A 21,859-nucleotide genomic window follows, 5' to 3' on the forward strand; every position below is an offset into this window, starting at 1 on the left:
GGGTTTTCGCTCCTGTCGCAGTTTTTCCGCGTCATGAAGCTGTGATGTTGGAAGCGACCCGCCCGGTGTGACTGGAAATCCGGTGATCCCTCCTTATTATCCCCCGCGGTGGAGGAACCCTATGGTCGACAAAACGACTGACAAACAGGCAGAGCCGCGATTGCTGTCAGGCGGCAATCCGCAGATCGCCAAAGGCGAGGGCGATGGCCCGGTGCAGGCCTATATTGCCGCCATGCCCGGCTGGAAAAGCGAGGTCGGCCGCCGCCTCGACGGACTGATCATGCGCACCGTTCCCGATGCTCACAAGGCCGTCAAATGGAACTCGCCGCTCTACGGCATGAAGGGCGACGGCTGGTTTCTCGGCATCCACTGCTTCAACAAATACATCAAGGTCGCCTTCTTCCGTGGGGCCGGGCTCAAGCCGGTTCCGCCGGGAGAATCCAGGACCGCGGAAACACGTTATTTCCACATCCACGAAGAGGATGAGATCGACGAGGCGCAGTTTACAGAATGGGTGAAGCAGGCAAGCCTGTTGCCGGGCGAGAAAATGTAAGGAAGAGAGACCATGAAGAAAGCGGCGACGACGAAAAAGGAAACGGAACCAAAGGAACCCTCTCCCGCCGAACGCATCGATGCGAAGATCAAGGAACTCGGCGACTGGCGCGGCGAAACGCTCGCCCGTGTCAGAGCCATCATCCGCGAGGCCGACCCGGACGTGGAGGAAACGTGGAAATGGCGTGGCGTCCCGGTCTGGGAACATGCCGGCATCATCTGCACCGGCGAAACCTATAAGGCCGTGGTGAAGCTGACCTTCGCCAAAGGTGCTTCCGTGGAAGACCCCGCTGGCCTTTTCAACTCCAGCCTTGAAGGCAATACGCGACGCGCGATCGATATTCATGAAGGAGAAGTGATCAATGAAGCGGCGCTGAAGGCACTGGTGCAGGCGGCAGTGGCGCTGAACACGGCGCGCAAACCAGCGTCGAAGAAAGCAAGCGGCTAGATCGGCCCAAAGGCATCTCGTGCCGCAACCGCTCATTGCCGGTCACGCAAAGCGTCCTATCTCGGCCTTGTTCGATTACATCAACTGAAACCCGATAAGACGGAGGCTCTCTTGAAGGATTACCTTCCCTATCTGGTCGGCGCACTGGCAGGAGTGCTGGTCGCCATTCTCCTCTCCAGCCTGTTGACGTTGACGGGAACGCCGCAACTCATCCTCTTCGCCCTGCTGCCGGTCGCCGGCGGGGCGGTGGTTGAACGCTTCGTCCAGCGCCGCTCCGGCAATTCGTAGGAACCGATGGGGCGGCTGAAGGAAATCGTCATTGATTGCGATGTGCCCTCCCGCGTCGCCCGCTTCTGGGCCGCAGCGCTCGATGGCTACACGGTGCTGCCCTATGACGATGATGAAATCGCGCGTCTGGCAGCGCTCGGCCTGACACCCGAAACCGACCCGGTGGTGATGGTCGCAGGCCCGGGAACGCGCCTCTGCTTCCATCTTCGCCGGGGAGAGCGGCCGGCCCGCAACCGCGTTCATCTCGATATCGCTGCCGACGACCGCGAAAAGGAGGTCGCGCGCCTGATATCGCTTGGCGCGACCTTCGTGCGTGAAGCGGCTGACTACACCGTGCTGAACGATCCCGAAGGCAACAATTTCTGCGTCACCTCCGGATAGTCGGTCAGCCTCAGCCGAGGAAATCGCGGATCGCGGCGGCAATCTCTTCCGCATGCGTTTCGAGCGCGAAATGGCCGGTGTCGAAGAACTTGATTACGGCATCGGGAATATCGCGGGCGAATGCTTCCGCACCTGGTGGCAGGAAGAAGGGATCGTTCTTGCCCCAGACGGCAAGGAAGCGCGGTTTGTGGGTCCGGAAGTAATCCTGAAAGGTCGGGTAAAGCGCCACATTGCTCTTGTAGTCGCCCATCAGATCGAGCTGCACATCTTCCGCGCCCGGACGCGAGAGATAGAAATTGTCGAGCGAATAACCGTCTGGCGAGACCGTGGTCGGATCGGCAACGCCATGCGTATACTGCCAGATCGTCGTTTCCGGTCCGAGGAATGCTTTGAGTACGGCCCGGTTTTCTGCGCTCGCGTCCTGCCAATAGGCCCGCACCGGGTTCCATGCCTCGCTGAGGCCATCGACATAGGCATTGCCATTCTGTGAGATGATGCCCGTGATCCGCTCTGGATGCTTCACCGCCAAGCGGAAGCCCGTCGGCGCGCCGTAATCGAAGACATAGACGGCATAGCGATCGAAGCCGACGATCTCTGTGAAGCGGTCGATCGTCTCTGCAATGCTGTCGAAGCTGTTGACAGCCGGATCGCCAGACTGGCCGAAGCCCGGAAGATCAGGGGCGATGATGTGATAGCGATCGGCAAGCAGCGGGATCAGATCGCGGAACATGTGGCCGGAGGTCGGGAAGCCATGCAGCAGCAGGAGCTTCGGAGCGCCCCGCGCGCCGGCCTCGCGATAGGCGATCTTGATGCCGTCGACAGTGGTGTTGCGGTAGCTGATCTTGGTCATCGTCATGTTTCCTTCGTTTTCGCCTCGTAACTGCTTAAATCGGTATAGAACGGTTACTCTCGAAGAAGATAACTTGTCAACAGCAATTTGAGCGGTTACATATAAACCACGTTTCGAAAGAATCTGCTTTGGATTGCGACCGGAAGCCGGAATAGGACCCGTGATGGATAACCACTCTACCGCCCTTTTTCTGGGTGATGCGCCGGCGCTGGATTTTCTGAACTCGGTGGCAACGTCAGTCGATGTGCCTGTCGACGCGATCGAGGACGGGGAGGGATTGCTGCGCTGGCTCGATCAGGCAAAGCTTGTCTCGCCGGAAACGCTGGAAGCCATGCGGGCTCAGGCGCTGCCGGGAGAATTGGACAAGGTCGCCGACCAGGCGAGAAACCTGCGCGAGTGGTTCCGGACCTTCGTCCGCGAGCACAGGGGAAAGCCGTTGAAGCCCGAGGCGCTCACCGAGCTCGAACCGCTGAACCGTCTGCTGGAGCGCGACGAAGGTTACAGCCGCGTCGTGGCGCGGCAGACCGATGAAGGCGAGGTCTTCGACTTTCAGCCCATGCGCAAATGGCGCTCGCCGGAAGCGCTGTTGCTACCGGTCGGCGAGGCGCTCGGCCGTTTTGTTTGCGACGAGGATTTTTCCAATGTGAAGGCCTGTGAAGGCCCGTCCTGCACGCTGCTGTTTGCCGATCACACCCGTGGTCACCGCAGGCGCTGGTGCAGCATGGCACTCTGCGGCAATCGCGCCAAACAGGCAGCACATCGGCACCGGATCAGGCAGGCTTGAGGGCCGCGACAGGCAGCTTGGTTAGGCATAAGCCACCCAACCTCTGAAGCTGAAGGCCGCGTAGAACAGGGTGACGTCTGAAAAGCCTGCCGCGCGCAGCATGGCCTCCTCATCTTCTGGGGCGAGGATTTCGAGCCTTTCCCGCATGGCCTTGCGGGCATTGTTCAGCCGGGTCGGGTCTGCCCCATCGGGTGCGCCATAAGCGATATGCCGATCGATCCATATCGATCGCTCCGGCTCCGTTTGCGGGAAGCTCACATGCGCCAGAACAAACGGCGCATCCGCTTTCAGGCGACGCCGAATTTGCTGAAGTGTTTCAAGGCGTTGTTCGCGAGGGATATGATGGAAGGTCAGCAGGCACGCCGCCGCGTCGAACGGACCCTCCGGCGCGACATTGATGCTGCCCTCGTGAAAACCGATGCGTCTGCCGTGCTCTCCGACGACCTGCCTTGCCAGTTGCAGCATGTCGGCGGAGGGATCCACACCGTCAAAAGTCCAGCCCTCATGCGCCTCGGCAAAAGCCTTGAGTTCCAGTCCGCCGCCCGCACCAAGCACGAGCACCCGGCCGTTCACGGGTGTGCGCTCCGCCATCAGCATCGCCGCCATGCGATGCAGGCTTGAGAAACCCGGAACCTGGCGCGGCGGACCTTCGAGATAGGATTTGACCGCATCCCCGGTGAAGGGGGATGCCGGCACGCGGGCCGCAGATCTGTCAGGGGGCGAGGGCGGATGGTCATCTCTCATCATGTAACTTTAATTATTACACGATATCCGAACTGTCAATTCGCAAGCCTATTTCGCAAACTTGCGTGCCCCGGCCACGCAGAGAATGACGGCGACCGTCACGGCAAGCATGGACCAGCTCACCGTTTCGCGCAGCAGCGTTGCGGCAAGCGCCAGCCCGAAGAAGGGCTGCAGCAGTTGCAGCTGGCCGACGGCGGCGATGCCGCCCTGCGCGAGGCCGCGATACCAGAAGATGAAACCGATCAGCATGCTGAAGAGCGAGACATAGGCGAGCCCCAGCATGGCGGGCGTCTGGATATCGGCGAAATCAGGCGGCCGGTAGGCGATGGCAGCCACAAGCATGACCGGCAGGGATACGACGAGCGCCCAGGAAATCACCTGCCAGCCGCCGAGCCGGCGCGACAGCCTGGCGCCTTCGGCATAACCGAGCCCGCAGACGATGATGGCGCCAAGCATCAGCGCATCGCCGATGGGCGAGGCGGTCAGCCCCTGTGTCAGCGCGAAGCCCGCGACCAGCGCGCTGCCGAGCAGGGAGAAAAACCAGAAGGCCGGCTTCGGCCGCTCACCACCCCTGACGACGCCGAAGATCGCCGTTGCCAGCGGCAGAAGGCCGATGAAGACGATGGAATGCGCCGAGGTCACATGCTGCAGCGCCAGCGCTGTCAGCAGCGGAAAGCCGACGACAACGCCAAGCGCGATAACGACCAGCGAGATGAGATCCTCCCGCGAAGGCCGCTTTTCCCGGAAGGCGATCAGTAGGCAGAGCGCCAGGATGCCGGCAATCGCCGCTCGCGCCACCGTCAGGAAAACCGGATCAAGCTGCATGACGGCCACGCGTGTAGCGGGCAGCGACCCGCTGAAGATCAGCACGCCGATAAAACCATTGATCCATCCGGTCGCGGTGCGATCCATGCGAGGCTCCCTCATTAGTTCGTCCCACGCTTATCGGCGCTTCGCACTGGCGTTGCCAGCCACAGTTCGGTACAGTTTGCTGAAACTGTAATGGTGAAAGGACCAGTACGGATGGACGAGCAGATACAGGCTGGCAGCAGGGTCGGCATGGTCATGGCGACGATCCGCCAGCGCATTGCCGGCCGCAGCCTCACACCAGGCTCAAAGCTGCCGTCGATCCGCAGCCTTTCGGGAACCTTGAAAGTCTCTGCCTCGACGGTGGTCGATGCCTATGAACGGCTGGTCGCCGAAGGCGCGATCCTCTCACGCCCCGGTTCCGGCTTTTATGTCGCGAGCCAGACGGCACCACTCTCGCTCGCCGATATCGGCCCGAAGCTCGATCGCGCCGTCGATCCCTTCTGGGTGTCGCGGCAATCGCTGGAGGCGCACGAAAGCGACCTCAAACCCGGCTGCGGCTGGCTGCCACCCTCCTGGTTTCCGCAAGACGCCATCCGCCGGACGCTGAGAACTCTGTCGCGCACCGATGCCGCAAGCCTTTCCGATTACGGCGCCCCGCTCGGCCTTCTGCCGCTGCGCCAGCTCATTGTCAGGCGCATGGCCGAGCGCGGCATAGAGGCCTCGCCCGACCAGATCATGCTCACCGAATCCGGAACCCAGGCGATCGATTTTCTCTGCCGCTTCCTGATCGAACCCGGCGATACGGTGCTGGTCGACGATCCCTGCTATTTCAACTTTCATGCGCTGCTGAGAGCCCATCGCGCCAAGGTCGTCAGCGTTCCCTACACGCCCTCCGGCCCCGATATCGAACTCTTCGCCGCCGCACTCGCCGAGCACAGGCCGCGGCTCTACATCACCAATTCCGCAATCCATAACCCGACCGGCGCGACACTCTCGCCGGTGACGGCCCACCGGCTCTTGAAGCTCGCCGAGCAGCATGGCCTGACCATCATCGAGGACGATATCTTCGCCGATTTCGAACATGCGGCCGCACCGCGTCTTGCCGCCTTCGACGGGCTGGATCGCGTCATCCATATCGGCAGTTTTTCCAAGACGCTCTCGGCCGCCGCACGCTGCGGCTTCATTGCGGCGCGGCCGGACTGGATTGAGGGCCTGATCGATCTCAAGATCGCCACATCCTTCGGCGGTGCACGAATGAATGCCGAACTGGTGCTCGGCGTGCTCAGCGACGGCAGCTATCGCAAACATGCGGAAAACCTGCGCAGCCGCCTTTCCAAGACGATGTTCGAGGTGACGACGCGGCTGAAAGCCCTGGGCATCCGGCCCTGGCTGGAGCCGCAGGCTGGCATGTTCCTCTGGTGCCACCTGCCTGACGGCCTCGACGCCGCCGTCGTGGCGCGCGCCGCACTTGCCCGCAATGTCGTACTGGCGCCCGGCAATGCCTTCAGCCTGTCGCAATCGGCCACCGGCTTCATGCGCTTCAATGTCTCCCAGACGCTGGATAGCAGGGTATTTGAGGTGCTTCGGGATGCGCTCAAGCAGGCATCAATTCGTCCGCCTGCCACTCCATAAAGGCTTTGCCGATCACCTTGCCATCCTCTTCCCGCCGCAGCCGGCAGCAGGCTTGCCGTCGGTCTGGAGAAAGCCCCATCAATTCCACCCGCACGGCTTCGCCCGCCCGGATATTGCCGGAAAAGAATATCTCTCGCCGGGACACCTGCGAAAGCTCAGGGAACCACCGCCCCAAGGCGCGATCGGTGAGCGCCTGGAATTCGGCGAAGTAGAAGAGGCCGGCGCCGTTGAATTCCTGCGAGGCATCCGGCTCGAACCGATAGCCGCGCAACGCCTTGGCCGGATTGGCCGGCAGACCGAAATGCGTCTCCAGCGTGCCGGCGCGCAGCAGTGCCGCCGTCCTTGCCAAGGCATTATCCTCGGCAGCCGCCGTCAGGCCGGGCAGGGGAACGCGGGCGATCGAGTAATTGTCGCCCTCCCGCATCCGGCAGACGAAGGTGGAGATCAACTCCACCTCGCCGATCAGGTTGCCGCGCACGAAAAGCCGGTGACCGGTCGAGACCTGCGTGCGCGAGACGGGCGAGAGCGCCGAGCGGATCGTCAGCACGTCATTGGCACGCACCGCATCGAAGTTCGCATGCTCCAGCGACGTCGCGCAGATCGCCGCATAGGCCTCGCCGCCATCGGGCGTGCGGAAATCGGCATTCTCCATGCCGAGATGGCGCGCCAGCATCAGCCAGTGGCGATGCCCGAGCTCTTTCATCGCCCATGTTTCCGAAAGGCCTGTCGGCGTCAGGTGCGGCATGCCGATGAGCATGTGCGGCGCAAGCGCCAGTTCCATCAGCTCGCGCGCTGACGGCTCGGGCGGATGAAAATCGAGGATCGCTACATTCATGTTCAAGCGCTGGCCGCCTGTTTCAGGACCGGCCGGGCGGCTTCCAGATGGCCGGTGAGATGGTTCACCACATGCTCGGCATCCTTGCCAACGGCGAGGAACCGGCCGGAACCCCAGGTCCAGAGCCAGGGCAGGCCGAGCACGTAGACGCCGTCAATGCCGGTCACGCCGCGCCGCTGCACCGGATAACCGGTGCCATCGAAGATCGGCAGGCCGACGAATGACCAGTCAGGCGAAAAGCCGGTTGCCCAGATGACGGAGGTGACACCTTCCGCCTTGAGATCGAGCTCGGTCGGTTCGCGCTCCGGCTCCCAGAGCGGGACGTAGACGCTGGCCGGTGGCGCATCGATGCCCTTCTCGGCAATATGCCGGTCGATCAGCGCGTTGATGCCGTTATAGACCCGGTCGGCATTGTCGAGATTGGCTTTGAGGTTCGCCTCGAACAGCATCCGCCCGCCCGAGACGCCTTCCATACGCCCATAGAGCGACATGCCCTCCAGCGCGAATTTGCGCAGGTCGATATCGCGCCCGCCGTCGCGGCCGGTGAGGTAATGGTTGGTGTCGTGCTTCTTCTTGGTCATGCCGTCATGCTCGACGGTGATGTCGTACTGGCCAACATCGGCGAGCCAGTCGACAACATCGCGGCCGCGGTAGAAGCGGGCGCAGCGCGGCGCGTTACCGGTCATCATATGCACCTTGCGGCCGGCAAGGTGCAGGTCCTCGGCGATCTGGCAGCCGGATTGGCCGGAGCCGACGACGACGACGGCGCCCTCCGGCAACTGCCCGGGATTGCGGTAGTCCGCCGTGTGGATCTGCAGGATATCGTCGGAAATGCGCTCGGCGGCGCGCGGAATGGCCGGCGCGCTGTAGAGGCTGGTGGCGATGATGACGCTGTCGGCGGTCACCGCGCCAGCCGAGGTCGAGAGCCGGAAGAGGTCGCCCACCTTTTCCAGCGACGTGACGCTTGTGCCTTCGAGCACGGGCGCATTCACCTTTTTCACGAAGCGGTCGACATAGGCGATGATCTCGTCCTTGACCATGAAGCCGTGCGGGTCATCGCCGTCATAGGGATGGTCCGGCAGCTGGCACTGCCAGTTCGGCGTCACGAGGCAGAAGGCGTCCCAGCGCTCGTTCTTCCATTTATGCGCCACGGTCTTCTTCTCGAAGACGACATGGTCGATGCCGTGCTTCTGGAGATAGTGGCTGGCCGAAAGCCCGGCCTGACCGCCGCCGATCACGACGGCGCTGTAATGCGGCTTGAGGGAAAAGGTCATGGGTCGGGTTCCTTTCAGAGAATGAATGTTTCGCAGCGCACGCGCGCATCGACATCGCCAAGAAAGAGGGCGCCGGCCTCCTCGATGCGGGCGAGCTGGCCGCGGGCAAGCGAGCAGGGATAGCCGTATTTCGCCTCCACCCGGTCGCTGGCGATGGTCAGCGCCTTGCGGCTGCGGTCGAGAAAATCGCGGATCGGATAGGTCTGGCCTTCCTCGAAGAAATCCCGGATCACCAGGGAGGGCGAATAACAGGTCTCCTCGCGGCCATCCGGCCAGGCGATGACGAAGCGCATTTCAGGCATGGGCAGGCTCCTTCAATGTCTCGTAGGCTTGGAGATGGGCGGCAGCCGTGCGCTGCCAGCTGTGATGGGCGGCAAGTGTCATCCCACGCGGGATGAGCCCCGCGCGCACCGGCGGCATGAGCGAAATCACCATGGCTTCGGCGATCGAGGCGGCATTGTGCGGATCGCACCAGACGACGTCATCGTTACAGAGATATTCGGTAAAGGGCGCGATGGAGGAGACGACGACGGGCACGCCGCTCGCCATCGCCTCCAGCACCACGAGGCCGAACCCTTCCTTGACCGAGGCGAAGACCAGCGTATCGGCCAGCCGGTAGAGCGCCGGCATGTCCTCATCGGCAATGGTCCCGAGGATATGGACGGCAGCCGCATGTTCGCCAAGTGAAGAAAGCACGGCGCGGAATTCGCCCTGATAGCCGCGGTGATCGAGCAGCGAAGCGCCGCCGGCAATGACGAATTGCGCATCGGGGCGGATCGCGCGTACCTGCCGGAAGGCGTCCAGCATGGCAATCGTATTCTTGCGCGCCTCGATACCGCCAACCGCGAGGAAAACAGGGCCATCCGGCAGCTTGAGTTTGCGGCGCAGTGCGCTGCCGTCGACGGCGGGAGAGAAGCGCGCGGTATCGACGCCATTGCCGACGATGGTGGAGCTGATGCCGCGCGTCTCCTTGAGCGTCTGGCGCCACATCGCGCTGACCGTGAAAAACAGGTCGGCACGGTCGATGGAGCGCTCCTGCAATTCCATCAGCCTGATATCGGCGAACTGGTCGATATGGTGGACGGTACGCGCGAAGGCGGGGATCAGCCCGCGCTCCTTCAATGTCGCCAGCGCATTGCCGGAGATGCCGTCATGGGCGTGGTAGATATCGAAACCGCGGGCGGCGGGGTTCTCGAAATAGTGGACATAATCGGCGATCCTTTGTTCGACCATGGCTGTCATCTCCCCCTTCTCCCCAGCGGGGGTCCGAAGGACGGGTTGAGACCCGTGGCTCAACCCCGGTTGGTGGCCCGAAGGGTCGGATGAGGGGGCCGCACCCTCAAATGCTGCACCTCGCTTACCGCTCGTTGCGTCGCTTCGCTCCGCCCCCTCATCTGTCCTGCGGACATCTTCTCCCCGCTGGGGAGAAGAGGGAGAAACCTGTGCAACCGGCACCAGCACAGCACCACACGCCGGCGTGCGAAAAAATCCCGTCCCTTTCACATCCGGCGCATGCAGCACCACCTGATGACCGAGAGCGGCCAGCGCTTCCGAAAGCTGCATGGCATGCACCACCCCGCCGCGCGGATTGGTGGAATGCGAGAGCATGGCAATCCGCAGCTTGCGCGTCATGCCGCATCCTCCTGCCGGCCGAGCTGCAGCAGCGGCTGATCCGCATAGTCGCGGATCACGGCGCGCTCGCTTCCGTCTATCAGCGCCACCTCGCTGCCGGCTGTGACGCTGCCGACAACATCAGCGCTGATATTGCGGGCGGCAAAGCGCAGGATCACCTCATCGGCCTTTTCGGGCGTGGTGGAGATGAGGTAGCCGAAGCTCGGGAAGGTCGCGAGCCAGCGCTCGAGCGCTACGCCACTAGGTAGCGGGATTGCGGAGACATCGATATCGATACCGACGCCGGAACATTCCGCCAGCATGATCGCAGTGCCGATCATTCCGCCCTGGCTGATATCCTTGGCGGCCAATGCCAATTCGGCTTCGGCAATGTCAGGCAGGAGTTCCAGATCGCCGCGCAGCCGCGCAGGTGGCGCATCGGTTGCCGCTTCCCAATTGCTGAAAGGCTCGCGATAGCGGCCGCGGTGATCGATCGCCGCGATCAGCACATCGCCCGCCTTCGCATCGAAGCTTGTCAGCAGCTTTTTCGCCCTGCCGAGAATGGCGACCGAGAGCTGGCCGCGATCGGTGCGGATATTCGTATGGCCGCCGACGATCGGCACGCCGAAGGCTCTGGCCGCTGCCCGCATACCTTCGAGCACGGGTGCCGCTCCCGCCTCGCCATTCGCCCAGACCGCATCGACGACGGCGACCGGCCGGCCCCCCATGGCGGCGACATCGGAAATGTTGACCATCACCCCGCACCAGCCGGCAAACCAGGGATCGGCGGCAACAAACTCGTTGATGAAACCCTCGATGGCAAAGAGCAGATATCCGTCGCCATCGGGCAGTGCCGCGCAATCATCTCCGACCGCAACCGGCTGGCCGGCAAGGCCGAGGCTGGCTGCGACCGTGCCGATATCCGCCTTGGCGGCGATGCCTGACGAGGCGGAGAGTTTGGCGGCGAGCGCCTTGATGTCGATCCTGTCGCCCATCACGCCGCCTTCCTGGCGAGCGCCACCAGGCCGGTTTCCGGCGTCGGGCAGGGCGGGTACCAGGCAAGATCCGCCTTCATCCTGAGATGCGGTTTGCCGTAGACCTCGAATTCCTCGATCACATCCCAATGCAGCCGGCGGAAGAGCAGCCCGTTCTGCACCTGCACATTGGCGAGAAACGTGTGGCAGCCCATCGCATTGGCGGAGGAGACGGCAAGCCGGATCAGCGTTGCGCCAAGTGCGCCGATCTTGCGGAAATCCTCATGCACCGCCAGGCGCGAGCCCCACCAGAGGCCCGGCTCTTCCTGATGAATGCGCACCGTGCCGACCACCCGGTCGGCCGCGACACCCATCATCGACAGCGCCACGATCGGGATCGCATGCTCGTCGGTCGCATCGCGGTCGTCGCTCTCGAAGATCTTCTGCTCCTCGCAGAAAACGGCGCGGCGCAGCGCATGCGCTTCCTGCCGCTCCCAGTCCGAGGTCGAAAACTTCACCTGGAATTCGCTGGCGCGATAGGGCGCAAAAGGCTCCAGCATCATTTGGTCAGCATCCTTTCATAGGAGGAAAGGGCAGAGCAGGCGCCGCACTTGCCGCAGCCGGCCTTGATGTCGACGGCCTTCAACCCGCTATCGACCAGCATTTTCGAGAGTGGGCCGAGGATCGAATGCATGAAGTCCGGCTTCGGCGCCGGATGGCTTTCGAGCGGCGTTCCGGAAATCGGTACGAAGGGCACGACGAAAGGATAGACGCCGATAGCAACAAGCTTTTCGCAGATATCGAGGATCGCCTCACGCGTATCGCCGAGACCGGCAAGGATATAGGTCGAGACCTGGCCGCGCCCGAAGACTTCGACCGCAGCCTTGAAAGAAGCCATGTATTTTGCGATCGGCACTTGTGCCTTGCCGGGCATGATGCGTTCGCGCAGTTCCGGCGTGACGACTTCCAGATGCATACCGAGCGCATCGACGCCGGCTTTCTTCATGATCGAGAACCAGATGTCGTCTTCCGGCGGCTCGCATTGCGCCTGGATCGGCAGGTTAACGGCAGCCTTGATGGCGCGGGCGCTGTCGGCAAGGATCGAAGCGCCGCGATCCGGCCCCTTCGGCGTGCCCGTCGTCATCACCATATGCTTGACGCCATCGAGCTCGACGGCAGCCTTGGCTACTTCCGCCAGCTGCTCCGGCGTCTTATGGGCAACGGTGCGGCCCGCCGCCAGCGACTGGCCGATGGCGCAGAACTGACAGGTCTTGGTGCGGCTCTGATAGCGGATGCAGGTCTGCAGCACGGTGGTCGCCAGCACGTCGCGGCCATGCAGCACGGCGATTTGCGAATAGGGGATGCCATCATCAGTGCTGCGCTCGTAGAAGCGCGGGCGCAGCGGGAAGGATACTTCGCCGAGCACACGCCCGTCGCGGGTGATGCGGCTGCGGCCTTCCTCGTCCGGCTTCTCGACCAGATAGGGGCTCTCGAAGGCCGGCGCGGTGTGGACCGGTACCATCACGGTCATGCCGTCTATGGTCAGCGCCTTGTGGTCGGACGGGCCGGCGCCGCCACGGCGGCTCTCGTGCCCGGCCTTGGGGTCAACCAGCCTGGCTCCGAAGGACTGCAACTCGTTGATCAGCGTCTCGGTCGGCAGAAACGTCGTATTGTCCATCGCTCTTGGTCCCTGTGTCTGTTTCAAAGGAATGTGCGGAGCCGACCATCGGCTGGGTGGGGCGGCCGTCAATGACGAGATGCAGCAGTTCGGGGCGGGCATAGTGGCCGACCGAATCCATCATCCGCTTGCGCTTGGTGATCAGGCTCATGTCGAGATCGGCGATCAGGATGCCTTCGCCCTCGATGATCGGCGGCGCCAGGTGCTTGCCCTCGGGCGAGACGATCGCCGTCATGCAGCCGCCGCGCAGTGCCTTCTGCAGTCCCTGGTCGGGGGTGATGGAATTGATCTGCTCCTCGGTCAGCCAGCCGGTGGCGTTGACGACGAAGCAGCCGCTTTCGAGCGCATGATGGCGGATCGTCACCTCCATCTGCTCGGCAAAGATCGGCCCGACCATCGAGCCCGGAAACTGGGCGATATGGATTTCCTCGTGCTGGGCCATCAGTGCGTAGCGGGCGAGGGGATTGTAATGCTCCCAGCAGGCAAGGGCGCCGAGCCGCCCGATGCTGCTGTCGACCACCGTGAGCCCGGAGGCATCGCCCTGCCCCCAGATCATCCGCTCATGATAGGTCGGCGTGATCTTGCGGCGCTTGAGGATCAGCCTGCCATCGGCATCGAAGAGCAGCTGGCTATTGTAGAGCGAGCCATGATCGCGCTCGTTGACGCCGAGCGCCACGACGATGCCATGCTCGCGGGCCGCCGCCGCAACGGCATCGGTTGCCGCACTCGGAACCGTGACAGCCTCTTCATAGAGGCGCAGATGCTCGCGGCCAGAAAGAACCGGCGGCAGCACGAAGGAGAAATAGGGGTACCAGGGTACGAAGGTCTCCGGAAAGACGATGATCTCGGCACCCTTGGCAGCGGCTTCGGCAATTGTCTCCAGCACGCGCGCCAGCGTCTTTTCGCGCGAGATCAGATCCGGCGCGATCTGCGCCGCTGCGGCCCGGACGGTCATTTTCTTTTCCATGGCGAAATCCTCCTGATGGTGTGGGAGAGGCGGAGGAGGGGAGTTCCGCCTCTCGAACGCGCCTGACGGCAGCGTTGCTGTCGGGCTCAGAGCGTCCAGGTGTCGAGGATGAAGGCGCCGTCGCGGCGGTGGATCAGGATCATGTCCAGCACGTCGAGCGGGCTGATCGGGCGGATGCCGGGGATCAGCGACTGTTCGCCGTGGCCATAGAGCGCCTGCAGCGCGAAGCGGCAGGCATAGACCTTGCCGCCTTCCTCGATGAAGCCCTTGATCTGGTTGTTGAAGTTCAGATGGCCGGGGAAGGCTTCCGCGCCGAGTTTGGGAAAGCCGCGCTGCACGCCGAGTGTCACACCGGGGCCATAGAGCAGGACGGAGGTTTCGAAGCCCTTGCGCTTCAGGCGCTTGGCCTGCAGCAGGTTCACGAGGCCGATCGATCCTTCGAAGGCGACGGTGTGGAAGGTGATGAGGGCTTTCTCACCCTCCTTGGCCTGGACGTCCTCGAAGACCTTTTCTTCGTAATCGACGAAGAAGTCTCCATCTGCGTGGGCCGATGCGGTAACTGCGGGCATGAATGGCTCCTGTGTTTGAAGTCAGGCCCCTGTCGCGGGGTACAGCCATTGAATTGCAAGCACCGTGCCAAATTGACTTTGCACAAATAGCAGTCAATTCGCGCCAAAAAGCATTCAATTATGCATTCAATTTTGAGGGGGATTGAATCTGACGCCAATTAGGCGGGCATTTATGTGCAAAAAATGAATGCAAATAAGATCGAAATGAATGCAGTCAATATGCTATCAAATATATCGATGCAGTGCGTAATCCCGATTATATCATGCTCGCACGCTGCATTCGGTCGTCCGGCGCATGACGGAGCGACACCGTTTTTGCGTGACAGGCGAAATATGCAACAATATACGGTCAATGTCGACGAGAATCCCCGTCAGCGTCGATCACGAATTGCGGAAGATGAAATGAAAGACTGGCATCCCGACCTCACCCGCTCCTCAAGCCCCCGTTACATGGCAATTGCCGATCTGATCGAAATGGATCTGAGAAGCGGCGTGCTGGCGGTTGGAGACCGGCTGCCGCCGCAGCGCGAGCTTGCAAAGCGCCTCAGCATCGATTTCACCACGGTGGCGCGCGGTTATGTCGAGGCGCAGAAGCGCGGCCTGGTGGATTCGCATGTCGGCCGCGGCACCTTCGTCACCGGCGGGCAGGACCGCGAGCGCCGTGGCTTCGCCTCCGATGCAGCGCCCGATCCGCGCCGCGCCTCCGTCGTCGATTTCTCGATGAACCTGCCGCCGGAGCCGGATGATCAGGAGCTGATCGCCCGCATGCGCGAGGGCATGTCGGCGGTCGCGACCAATCTCATTCCGCTGCTGCGCTACCAGGGTTTTGGCGGTTCGGGCATGGACAAGGAGGCGGCTGCCGCCTGGCTCAGCCGTCGCGGTCTTGTGCCCTCGCAGGAGCGCATCTTCGTCACGCCCGGTGCTCATCCTGCGCTGTTGGCGATCTTCGGCCTGCTGGCAAAGCCCGGCGAAACCGTGCTGTCGGAAAACATCACCTATCCCGGCATGCGCTCGATCGCCGCCCAGCTTCGTCTCAATCTCTCGGGCCTGCCGATGGATGAGGAGGGCATATTGCCGGATGCCTTCGCCGAGGCCTGCGAGCGGCTGCAGCCGAAGGCCCTTTATCTCAATCCGACGCTGCAGAACCCGCTGACGCTGACCATTCCGGAAAAGCGCCGCGAGGAAATCGCCGCCGTCGCCCGCAAATATCATGTGCCCATCGTTGAAGACGACGCCTACGGCTTCATCCCGCTGCACGGCCCGCCGCCGCTGGCGGCAATTGCGCCTGACCTGACCTGGCATATTGGCGGTCTCGCCAAATGCATCGGTGCCGGCCTTCGCCTTGCTTATGTCGTGGCGCCGGACACCAAGGCGATCTGGCCCTTCGTCAGCGCCATGCGCACCAATAATGTCATGGCCTCGCCGATGACGGTGGCGCTGGCCACCCGCTGGATCGAAGACGGCACGGCCGATACGATCCTGCGCTTCATCCGCGCGGAGGCGGGTGCCCGCCAGCAGATGGTGGCGAATATCCTGCCCGAGCGCAGCTACAGGGCCGATCCGATCAGCTTCAACATCTGGCTGCCGCTGATGAACGGCTGGACCCGCTCCACCTTCGGCAGCCACATGCGCTCTTCCGGCATCGGCGTGGTGGCAAGCGACGCCTTCACGGTGGAAGGTGCGGCCCCCGAAGCCGTGCGCGTCTGCCTCGGCGGGCCGATCAGCCGCGAGAGGCTGAAGGGCGCTCTGGACTTCATGGCGCATGCGCTTGAGGGACCGCCTGAAATGTCGGCTTCGTTTTTCTGAGCTGCTGGTCCGTTTTACGGCTTCAATTCAATCAATAAAGACCCCGCCCCAAACCCCTCACCCACAAGGGCGAGGGGCTTAACCTGCTGCGCTCGCCCCTCACTTCCTCAATGTTTCAAGCTGGGCGAGGCGGTGCCACGGGTTAGCCCCGCCCCCTTGTGGGGAGGGGTTGGGGAGGGGTTTTGCCCAGCGCGCAAACGTGTCCTCGCAGCGGCAATCCTCCCACCGCCAAACACTTCCGCTCCTCAATCCGCAAAATCCCTGCGTCATTCTGACGAATGGACTGGCAATCTGCTTTCAATGTAATTATATTGTATGCATACATTATGGGCTATTGAATGGATTTCACCAATGCCCGCAACGTCGAAAAGCGAGATCGCCATGGACACCGAATATCCTCCTCTCCCTCCGATGCAGACCGGCATCCGGGGCCGCTGCCCGCGCTGCGGACAGGGGCATATGTTCAAGGGTTTCCTCACGCTGCAGAAGGAATGCGAAGTCTGCGGGCTGGATTATTCCTTCGCCGATCCGGCCGACGGCCCGGCCTTCTTCGTCATCTGCTTCGCCTGCGTGCCGAGCGTGCTGCTCGGCGTCTGGCTGGAAGTTGCCTTCTCCGCGCCGCTCTGGGTCCAGCTTTTGGTGACGGGTCCCTTCATGTTCGCCACCTGTATTCCGCCGCTGAGGCCGCTGAAGGGATGGCTGGTGGCAAGCCAGTATTTCTACAAGGCGGAAGAGGGCAAGCTCGCCTGACGTCCATTGGAAATGCCGCGCTCTGAAAGCGATTCATATGAGTGCCAGGGCCGTTCGAATTCCTCGAACGGCCTTTTTGCTGTGCGCATTCCGCCCTCGAGCCAAAATGTCGCAGACGGCATCTGCCGAAATCACTTGCGTCAATTGTACCGATCGGTACAATGCAAAACGAAAGGTACAACCCAGCAAAGGAGACAAGACATGCCTGCACCGCTTCCCCCCTTCACCCATGAAAGCGCAACCCAGAAGGTCCGCCTTGCGGAAGACGGCTGGAACAGCCGCGATCCGCAGCGCGTCTCGCTCGTCTACACGCCCGACAGCCAGTGGCGGAACCGTGCCGAATTCGTCACCGGCCGCGCCGATATTGTCGCCTTCTTGACCCGCAAGTGGGCAAAAGAGCTGGATTACCGGCTGATCAAGGAGCTCTGGGCTTTCACCGACAATCGCATCGCCGTGCGCTTTGCCTATGAATGGCATGACGACAGCAAAAACTGGTTCCGCTCCTACGGCAACGAGAATTGGGAATTCGATGCCGAAGGCTTGATGCAGCGCCGTTTCGCCTGCATCAACGATCTGCCGATCAAGGAATCGGATCGTAAGTTCCACTGGCCGCTCGGCCGGCGGCCCGACGACCATCCGGGCCTTTCCGACCTCGGCCTTTGAGGCCGAGGTGACCCAAAGGTGAAGTGTGAAGACCGTTTATGAACGTGCCGATGTCGTGCCGCTGCTTGCAGAGATCTTCCGCGAGCTCGGCTACGAGGGCGCGACGCTCAGCCGCATCACCGAGCGTACCGGCATCGGCAAGGGCAGCCTCTATCACTTCTTTCCCGGTGGGAAGGAAGAGATGGCGGCCGCCGTCCTTGCCGATGTCGACGGCTGGTTCGAACGCGCCGTCTACGAGCCGCTGCGCCGTGATGATGCCGGGGCGGCGATCGATGCGATGTGGGCGAATGTGATGGATTATTTCCGCTCCGGCAGCCGTATCTGCCTCGTCGGCGCCTTTGCGCTGGACGAGACACGCCAGCGTTTTTCGCCGGTCATCCGGGATTATTTCGTCCGCTGGATCGAGGCGCTGCGCCAGGCGCTGGTCCGTGCCGGCTGCGATGAGGGCGCCGCGCTCGCCGCGGCTGAAGAGGCGGTATCCGGCATTCAGGGCGCGCTGGTGCTCTCGCGGGCGCTGGATGACAAGGATATGTTCCGCAGAACGCTGGACCGGTTGGCGGACAGGCTGGCTGCAGCGAAACTTGAGGGATAGGCGGTGGCCGCTACGTCGGCAAGAGCACGAATGCTGCAGACTCGGGGAGCCGTGGGTGAGGGGTTCAGGACGGCCTCACCCGGCAGGATTGTATTTAGGCGTCGTTCTGCGGGGGCACGCGGACCGGGCGCGGATTCTCGCGCTGCGTGCGTACCTGGCGCCACTCGTTTTCCATCTGGTCAACGACGTGCTGGGGGATCTTGGTCGGAGTTTCTGTGCTGGTCTGCATCGTATACCTCTCTTCCTCAGCAAGGGTGTGCTTACGAATTGATGCATCGCACAATAAAAACTGCGTGTAAATCTACGCCGGTCACACTTGAAACGATTTAGTTAATTTCAATCGATTAAGCTGATATTAACCACGAAGGACCTCCGGGAAGCGTATCATGACTGTCTCACTCGACCGGCAATTCTTCTTCGACACTGTGCAGCACAACTTGTTCAAGGACAGGCTCACGCCGGCCCAGATCGAAGGCATGAACGCCATTTTCGACTACTGGGACGCGAATTTGGCTACCGCAGATCGGCGCTGGCTGGCCTATATATTGGCGACGGCCTTTCATGAGACCGCTTACACGATGCAGCCTGTGCGCGAGACGCTGGCAACAAGTGATTCGCGCGCCGTCGAGATCCTTGAGACCGCCTTTGCGTCCGGTCGGCTCTCCTGGGTGAAGACGCCTTACTGGCGGCTGGATGAGGATGGCAAAAGCTGGCTCGGTCGCGGCCTGGTGCAGCTCACCCACAGGCGCAATTACGAGGCGATGAGCGAGGTGACCGGCATCGATCTCGTCGCGGAGCCCGATCGCGCCATGGAAATGGTGCCGGCCGTGACGATCCTGATCGAGGGCATGCTGCGCGGCAGCTTCGCCGGCCACCGGCTTTGCGACCATCTCAATGAGGAGAGGGAGGATTGGGTGAACGCGCGCCGTATCGTCAATGGCACCGACAGGGCGGAAAAGCTTGCCGAATATGGACGAGCCTTCCTCGCGGCGATCCGCCTAGAACAATGCGGTTCGTCGACTTGATCTTAACACCTCGCTCGGCGGGCATCTGCGGCCCGCGCGGACATATCTGCTAAAATCTGGCGGATATAGCGTATCGGTTCCCGACTAATCGCGTTCCATGGTTGCGAGAATGGCCGCCGCCATCCGTTTCGCCTGGCGGCCGGGCTCCGCTGAGCGAACCACTTGGGCTACGGCCGTTGCTCCCTCATGGAGAATATTGATTTCGTCCGCCACACGTCTCGGATCGCGGAACCGTGCAGCATGAGCAAGTTCTTCGAAGTAGGCGAGCGCCAGGCGCTTGTGCATGCTGGCGGCACGAAACACGGGATCGGCAATATCCTTGTGTTCTCCCGCAGCAGCCATAAAGCTGCAGCCCCTGAAGTCCTTGTCCTTGAACCAGAGCTGTAGAAAATCGAACGTCAACAAAATCCGCTCTGCCGGATCGCTTGCACGCTTTTCCACAAACTCGCGCATCTCACGGCGGTCCTCCTCGTCGCGACGCTCGAGTGCGGCCACGATCAGGTCCTCCTTCGTCTCGAAGTGCCGATACAACGTCGTTTTCGCGACGCCGCTTTCCGCGATAATCAAATCGACGCCCGTCGCCTGGTACCCCTTTTCGTTGAACAGACGGAGGGCCGTTTCAAGTAGATGGTCCCTGATCTCTGATCGCCGCACTATCACACCTCAAACAAAACTGACCTGTAGCGAAAGTTAGGTGTTCTCGCGACCATTAGCAATGCGCAAGCGCAGATTCGCGGCGATTGAACCCGCATGCTTCTTCACCGAAGAACGATAGTGATCGCGCTTTCGTGATTTGAAAACAATACAGGTCTGTAGTATTTCGTTATAAACGATACAGATCGGTGTCGTTTCTCTTTGGAGGCGAGGAGCCTCTGGAAATCAATTCGATGGGAGAAGGAAATGACCCAAGCTATCAATCATATCGGCAGGCAGCCGAAGTCCGGAAGCATTTTCGGCATTTTGCATCTGGCGGACACCTATGGCCGCGCGGCGACAACCGCCGGCCTCTATGTTTCGATCACCGTGATTTACGCCTGGTTTGGCGGCATGAAATTTACGGCCTACGAAGCGCAAGGGCTGGTCGATCTGGTCAGTAACAGTCCTCTTGTGAGCTGGATGTATGCGATCTTCAGTGTTCGAGGTTTTTCGAGCTTTCTTGGCGTCGTGGAACTGAGTATCGGCGCGCTGATCGCAGCAAGGCTCATTAGCCCGGTCTACTCGTTACTGGGAGGCGTCCTGTCGTCCGGACTGTTCGTCACCACCATCAGCTTCATGGTTACAACCCCTGGCGTGATTGTTCTCGAGCTCGGGTTCCCTGCCATTTCGGTCGCTCCTGGTCAATTCTTGCTCAAGGATGTCGGGCTTCTGGCGCTATCCCTTTGGATTGCAATGGATTCCTTTCTCGCGATCCGGTCCGCCAAGGCCTAGACCCGAAAGCCCGGCAGTTAGCCTTTGGTGCGAACGCCCCGATCCAGCTCGGATCGGGGCGTTCGCCATTCACTGAACGCGAAACTCGTGCCATTCTGCGAAGCGCGATCTTCTTTTCTGAACGGAGGATTGGTGCCGTGGACGGATTGCCCGGCGGTACGGAGCCAGCAGGTTTCGAGACATGGGCGGGTTTCAGCGTTATCGGCACGCTGAGCTTCGTACTCGGCTTCGCGATGAACTACGGTTCGATCTGCACCTTCATCGCTACGACCGAGTTGGTTTCCGAGCGCCGACCCGCGCGGTTTCTTGCTTTGGCCGAATGCGCGGTATGGGCTGCCGTCGGATATATTGTCCTCGATACGTTGCCGACCATGCATGCTGGATGGTCTCCTCTGCTTCATATGGTCAGCGCAGCCATCCTCTTTGGCGTCGGCGTATACGTGAACGGTGCCTGCATCTTTGGATCTGTTGGGCACTTTGGCAACGGGGACCTGGAATTCGGCTTCACCTTCCTCGGCATTCTGATCATCCTCTCCCTCGACTTGGTGCTCGAACTCCGCCCGGAACCGATGCCAATCAGCGCCGCACCGCCGCTTGCGCTGGGAGCTTTGCTGGTGGTTCTGCCCGCATTGCTATTTCTAAGACTGGGCGTCTCTTTCAAATCCGAGACGAACTTTCGGCGGCTAACGCTGGCAATGGGTACGATTGGCATAACTTCGGCCACCTTGTCAGCGTTTGCCCCCCGCTTCTCGATCACCACCTCGATTGGATCGATGCTTTCGATCCCAGTGACGAGTTCGCTCATTTTTGTCTGCATGTTCGGAGGCAGTCTCGTTTCGGCAAGAATTCGCCGACATCGTTTTTCGCTAACCTGGCCGACATGGGGAAGCGTGTCGCGAAGGATAATGGGCGGTATGCTGATGGGCTTTGGAGCGCTCCTTATCCCTGGTGGAAACGACACGCTCCTGCTCGTCGGCCTCCCGATGGGAGCGTGGCAGGCCTTTCTCGCTTACCTTCTTATGGTAGCGGCGCTCGCCGCGCTGATCGTTAGATTTGGTTCAGCAGCGCGATCTTGGTCGTAACATCAGGCTGGCCCGCGCGGCTCAAGCTTTGTTGGTCACTGACGCGGCATTGTGGCCCGGTTGAAGGCCTGGGCGGCGCGTGTTATCGCCGCTCAACCTCAGGGAATTGTCACAGG

The 21,859-nt window shown here is 61.7% G+C and carries 27 protein-coding genes; 13 read left to right on the forward strand and 14 right to left on the reverse strand.

Annotation, left to right across the window (positions count from 1 at the left end; all coding sequences use genetic code 11):
• Positions 1-121 precede the first annotated feature (121 nt).
• The 4 genes from FHT87_RS13895 (at position 122) to FHT87_RS13910 (ending at position 1,669) form a co-directional block, all read left to right on the forward strand.
• Positions 122-553: a DUF1801 domain-containing protein gene (locus FHT87_RS13895; RefSeq protein WP_183802557.1), complete on the forward strand. Its 432-nt coding sequence runs from the start codon at positions 122-124 to the stop codon at positions 551-553.
• A gap of 12 nt (positions 554-565) precedes the next feature.
• Entirely contained in the window at positions 566-1,000 is a 435-nt protein-coding gene (locus FHT87_RS13900) for a DUF1801 domain-containing protein (protein WP_183802559.1), read from the forward strand.
• A gap of 111 nt (positions 1,001-1,111) precedes the next feature.
• A complete protein-coding gene (locus tag FHT87_RS13905) occupies positions 1,112-1,288 on the forward strand; it encodes a hypothetical protein (protein ID WP_183802562.1) in 177 nt (58 codons plus the stop codon).
• 6 nt (positions 1,289-1,294) lie between these two features.
• Positions 1,295-1,669 (forward strand): VOC family protein, encoded by a 375-nt coding sequence (locus FHT87_RS13910; RefSeq protein WP_183802565.1) that lies wholly within the window; start codon positions 1,295-1,297, stop codon positions 1,667-1,669.
• A 10-nt stretch (positions 1,670-1,679) separates the two neighbouring features.
• Here FHT87_RS13910 and FHT87_RS13915 read toward each other — a convergent pair whose 3' ends face one another.
• Positions 1,680-2,519: an alpha/beta hydrolase gene (locus tag FHT87_RS13915; protein WP_183802568.1), complete on the reverse strand. Its 840-nt coding sequence runs from the start codon at positions 2,517-2,519 to the stop codon at positions 1,680-1,682.
• A 163-nt stretch (positions 2,520-2,682) separates the two neighbouring features.
• On the opposite strand from FHT87_RS13915, the gene FHT87_RS13920 reads away from it, so the two are divergent.
• Positions 2,683-3,303: an ABATE domain-containing protein gene (locus FHT87_RS13920; protein ID WP_183802726.1), complete on the forward strand. Its 621-nt coding sequence runs from the start codon at positions 2,683-2,685 to the stop codon at positions 3,301-3,303.
• A gap of 21 nt (positions 3,304-3,324) precedes the next feature.
• On the opposite strand, the gene FHT87_RS13925 is transcribed toward FHT87_RS13920, so the two are convergent.
• Both FHT87_RS13925 and FHT87_RS13930 read right to left on the reverse strand, forming a co-directional pair.
• On the reverse strand, positions 3,325-4,050 hold the full coding sequence (locus FHT87_RS13925; protein WP_183802571.1) for a class I SAM-dependent methyltransferase: 726 nt from the start codon (positions 4,048-4,050) through the stop codon (positions 3,325-3,327).
• Between the two features lie 45 nt (positions 4,051-4,095).
• Positions 4,096-4,959: a DMT family transporter gene (locus FHT87_RS13930; RefSeq protein ID WP_183802574.1), complete on the reverse strand. Its 864-nt coding sequence runs from the start codon at positions 4,957-4,959 to the stop codon at positions 4,096-4,098.
• 90 nt (positions 4,960-5,049) lie between these two features.
• Here FHT87_RS13930 and FHT87_RS13935 point away from each other — a divergent pair, with 90 nt between their 5' ends.
• On the forward strand, positions 5,050-6,489 hold the full coding sequence (locus tag FHT87_RS13935; protein WP_183802577.1) for a PLP-dependent aminotransferase family protein: 1,440 nt from the start codon (positions 5,050-5,052) through the stop codon (positions 6,487-6,489).
• Here FHT87_RS13935 and FHT87_RS13940 read toward each other — a convergent pair.
• The 9 genes from FHT87_RS13940 to FHT87_RS13980 form a co-directional block, all read right to left on the reverse strand.
• Positions 6,452-7,324, reverse strand: a complete 873-nt coding sequence (locus FHT87_RS13940) for a Pnap_2097 family protein (RefSeq protein WP_183802729.1) — start codon at positions 7,322-7,324, stop codon at positions 6,452-6,454. The two genes, FHT87_RS13935 and FHT87_RS13940, sit on opposite strands and share 38 nt — an antisense overlap.
• Before the next feature lie 2 nt (positions 7,325-7,326).
• Positions 7,327-8,598, reverse strand: a complete 1,272-nt coding sequence (locus FHT87_RS13945) for an MSMEG_0569 family flavin-dependent oxidoreductase (RefSeq protein ID WP_183802579.1) — start codon at positions 8,596-8,598, stop codon at positions 7,327-7,329.
• 14 nt (positions 8,599-8,612) lie between these two features.
• Positions 8,613-8,900 (reverse strand): MSMEG_0570 family nitrogen starvation response protein, encoded by a 288-nt coding sequence (locus FHT87_RS13950; protein WP_183802582.1) that lies wholly within the window; start codon positions 8,898-8,900, stop codon positions 8,613-8,615.
• Entirely contained in the window at positions 8,893-10,230 is a 1,338-nt protein-coding gene (locus FHT87_RS13955) for an MSMEG_0565 family glycosyltransferase (RefSeq protein WP_183802585.1), read from the reverse strand. Before FHT87_RS13955 ends, FHT87_RS13950 begins: the two co-directional genes overlap by 8 nt.
• Positions 10,227-11,204 carry a sll0787 family AIR synthase-like protein gene (locus tag FHT87_RS13960; protein WP_183802588.1) on the reverse strand — a complete coding sequence of 326 codons (978 nt, stop codon included), beginning with the start codon at positions 11,202-11,204 and terminating at the stop codon, positions 10,227-10,229. The genes FHT87_RS13955 and FHT87_RS13960 overlap by 4 nt, the downstream gene beginning before the upstream one ends.
• Positions 11,204-11,746, reverse strand: coding sequence for an MSMEG_0567/Sll0786 family nitrogen starvation N-acetyltransferase (locus tag FHT87_RS13965; RefSeq protein ID WP_183802591.1), 543 nt, complete (start codon positions 11,744-11,746; stop codon positions 11,204-11,206). Before FHT87_RS13965 ends, FHT87_RS13960 begins: the two co-directional genes overlap by 1 nt.
• Complete coding sequence (locus FHT87_RS13970; protein WP_183802594.1) at positions 11,743-12,861, reverse strand: MSMEG_0568 family radical SAM protein; 1,119 nt, start codon at positions 12,859-12,861, stop codon at positions 11,743-11,745. Before FHT87_RS13970 ends, FHT87_RS13965 begins: the two co-directional genes overlap by 4 nt.
• The gene (locus FHT87_RS13975) at positions 12,788-13,828 is read right to left on the reverse strand and encodes a Nit6803 family nitrilase (protein WP_183802597.1); all 1,041 of its coding nucleotides are present in this window, start codon (positions 13,826-13,828) and stop codon (positions 12,788-12,790) included. The genes FHT87_RS13970 and FHT87_RS13975 overlap by 74 nt, the downstream gene beginning before the upstream one ends.
• 86 nt (positions 13,829-13,914) lie before the next feature.
• Positions 13,915-14,397 (reverse strand): MSMEG_0572/Sll0783 family nitrogen starvation response protein, encoded by a 483-nt coding sequence (locus FHT87_RS13980; protein ID WP_183802600.1) that lies wholly within the window; start codon positions 14,395-14,397, stop codon positions 13,915-13,917.
• Between the two features lie 402 nt (positions 14,398-14,799).
• Here FHT87_RS13980 and FHT87_RS13985 point away from each other — a divergent pair, with 402 nt between their 5' ends.
• From FHT87_RS13985 to FHT87_RS14000, 4 genes are all read left to right on the forward strand, one after another.
• Entirely contained in the window at positions 14,800-16,203 is a 1,404-nt protein-coding gene (locus FHT87_RS13985; RefSeq protein ID WP_183802603.1) for a PLP-dependent aminotransferase family protein, read from the forward strand.
• A gap of 381 nt (positions 16,204-16,584) precedes the next feature.
• A complete protein-coding gene (locus tag FHT87_RS13990; RefSeq protein WP_183735777.1) occupies positions 16,585-16,953 on the forward strand; it encodes a DUF983 domain-containing protein in 369 nt (122 codons plus the stop codon).
• A 201-nt stretch (positions 16,954-17,154) separates the two neighbouring features.
• Positions 17,155-17,616: a nuclear transport factor 2 family protein gene (locus tag FHT87_RS13995; RefSeq protein ID WP_183735745.1), complete on the forward strand. Its 462-nt coding sequence runs from the start codon at positions 17,155-17,157 to the stop codon at positions 17,614-17,616.
• A 25-nt stretch (positions 17,617-17,641) separates the two neighbouring features.
• Positions 17,642-18,208, forward strand: coding sequence for a TetR/AcrR family transcriptional regulator (locus FHT87_RS14000; RefSeq protein WP_183735746.1), 567 nt, complete (start codon positions 17,642-17,644; stop codon positions 18,206-18,208).
• Between the two features lie 94 nt (positions 18,209-18,302).
• Here FHT87_RS14000 and FHT87_RS31420 read toward each other — a convergent pair whose 3' ends face one another.
• Positions 18,303-18,437, reverse strand: coding sequence for a hypothetical protein (locus FHT87_RS31420; protein WP_281411218.1), 135 nt, complete (start codon positions 18,435-18,437; stop codon positions 18,303-18,305).
• A 157-nt stretch (positions 18,438-18,594) separates the two neighbouring features.
• Between FHT87_RS31420 and FHT87_RS14005 the strand changes: the two genes are divergently transcribed.
• Positions 18,595-19,233 (forward strand): hypothetical protein, encoded by a 639-nt coding sequence (locus FHT87_RS14005; RefSeq protein ID WP_183802606.1) that lies wholly within the window; start codon positions 18,595-18,597, stop codon positions 19,231-19,233.
• Between the two features lie 84 nt (positions 19,234-19,317).
• Here FHT87_RS14005 and FHT87_RS14010 read toward each other — a convergent pair whose 3' ends face one another.
• Positions 19,318-19,887 carry a TetR/AcrR family transcriptional regulator gene (locus FHT87_RS14010; protein ID WP_183802609.1) on the reverse strand — a complete coding sequence of 190 codons (570 nt, stop codon included), beginning with the start codon at positions 19,885-19,887 and terminating at the stop codon, positions 19,318-19,320.
• 246 nt (positions 19,888-20,133) lie between these two features.
• Between FHT87_RS14010 and FHT87_RS14015 the strand changes: the two genes are divergently transcribed.
• Together FHT87_RS14015 and FHT87_RS14020 are read left to right on the forward strand one after the other, a co-directional pair.
• Positions 20,134-20,661, forward strand: a complete 528-nt coding sequence (locus FHT87_RS14015) for a DUF417 family protein (protein ID WP_183802612.1) — start codon at positions 20,134-20,136, stop codon at positions 20,659-20,661.
• 137 nt (positions 20,662-20,798) lie between these two features.
• Positions 20,799-21,743 (forward strand): YeeE/YedE thiosulfate transporter family protein, encoded by a 945-nt coding sequence (locus FHT87_RS14020; protein WP_348649364.1) that lies wholly within the window; start codon positions 20,799-20,801, stop codon positions 21,741-21,743.
• Positions 21,744-21,859 lie beyond the last annotated feature (116 nt).

The sequence above is a fragment of the Rhizobium sp. BK316 genome, assembly GCF_014193695.1.
Taxonomy (GTDB): domain Bacteria; phylum Pseudomonadota; class Alphaproteobacteria; order Rhizobiales; family Rhizobiaceae; genus Rhizobium.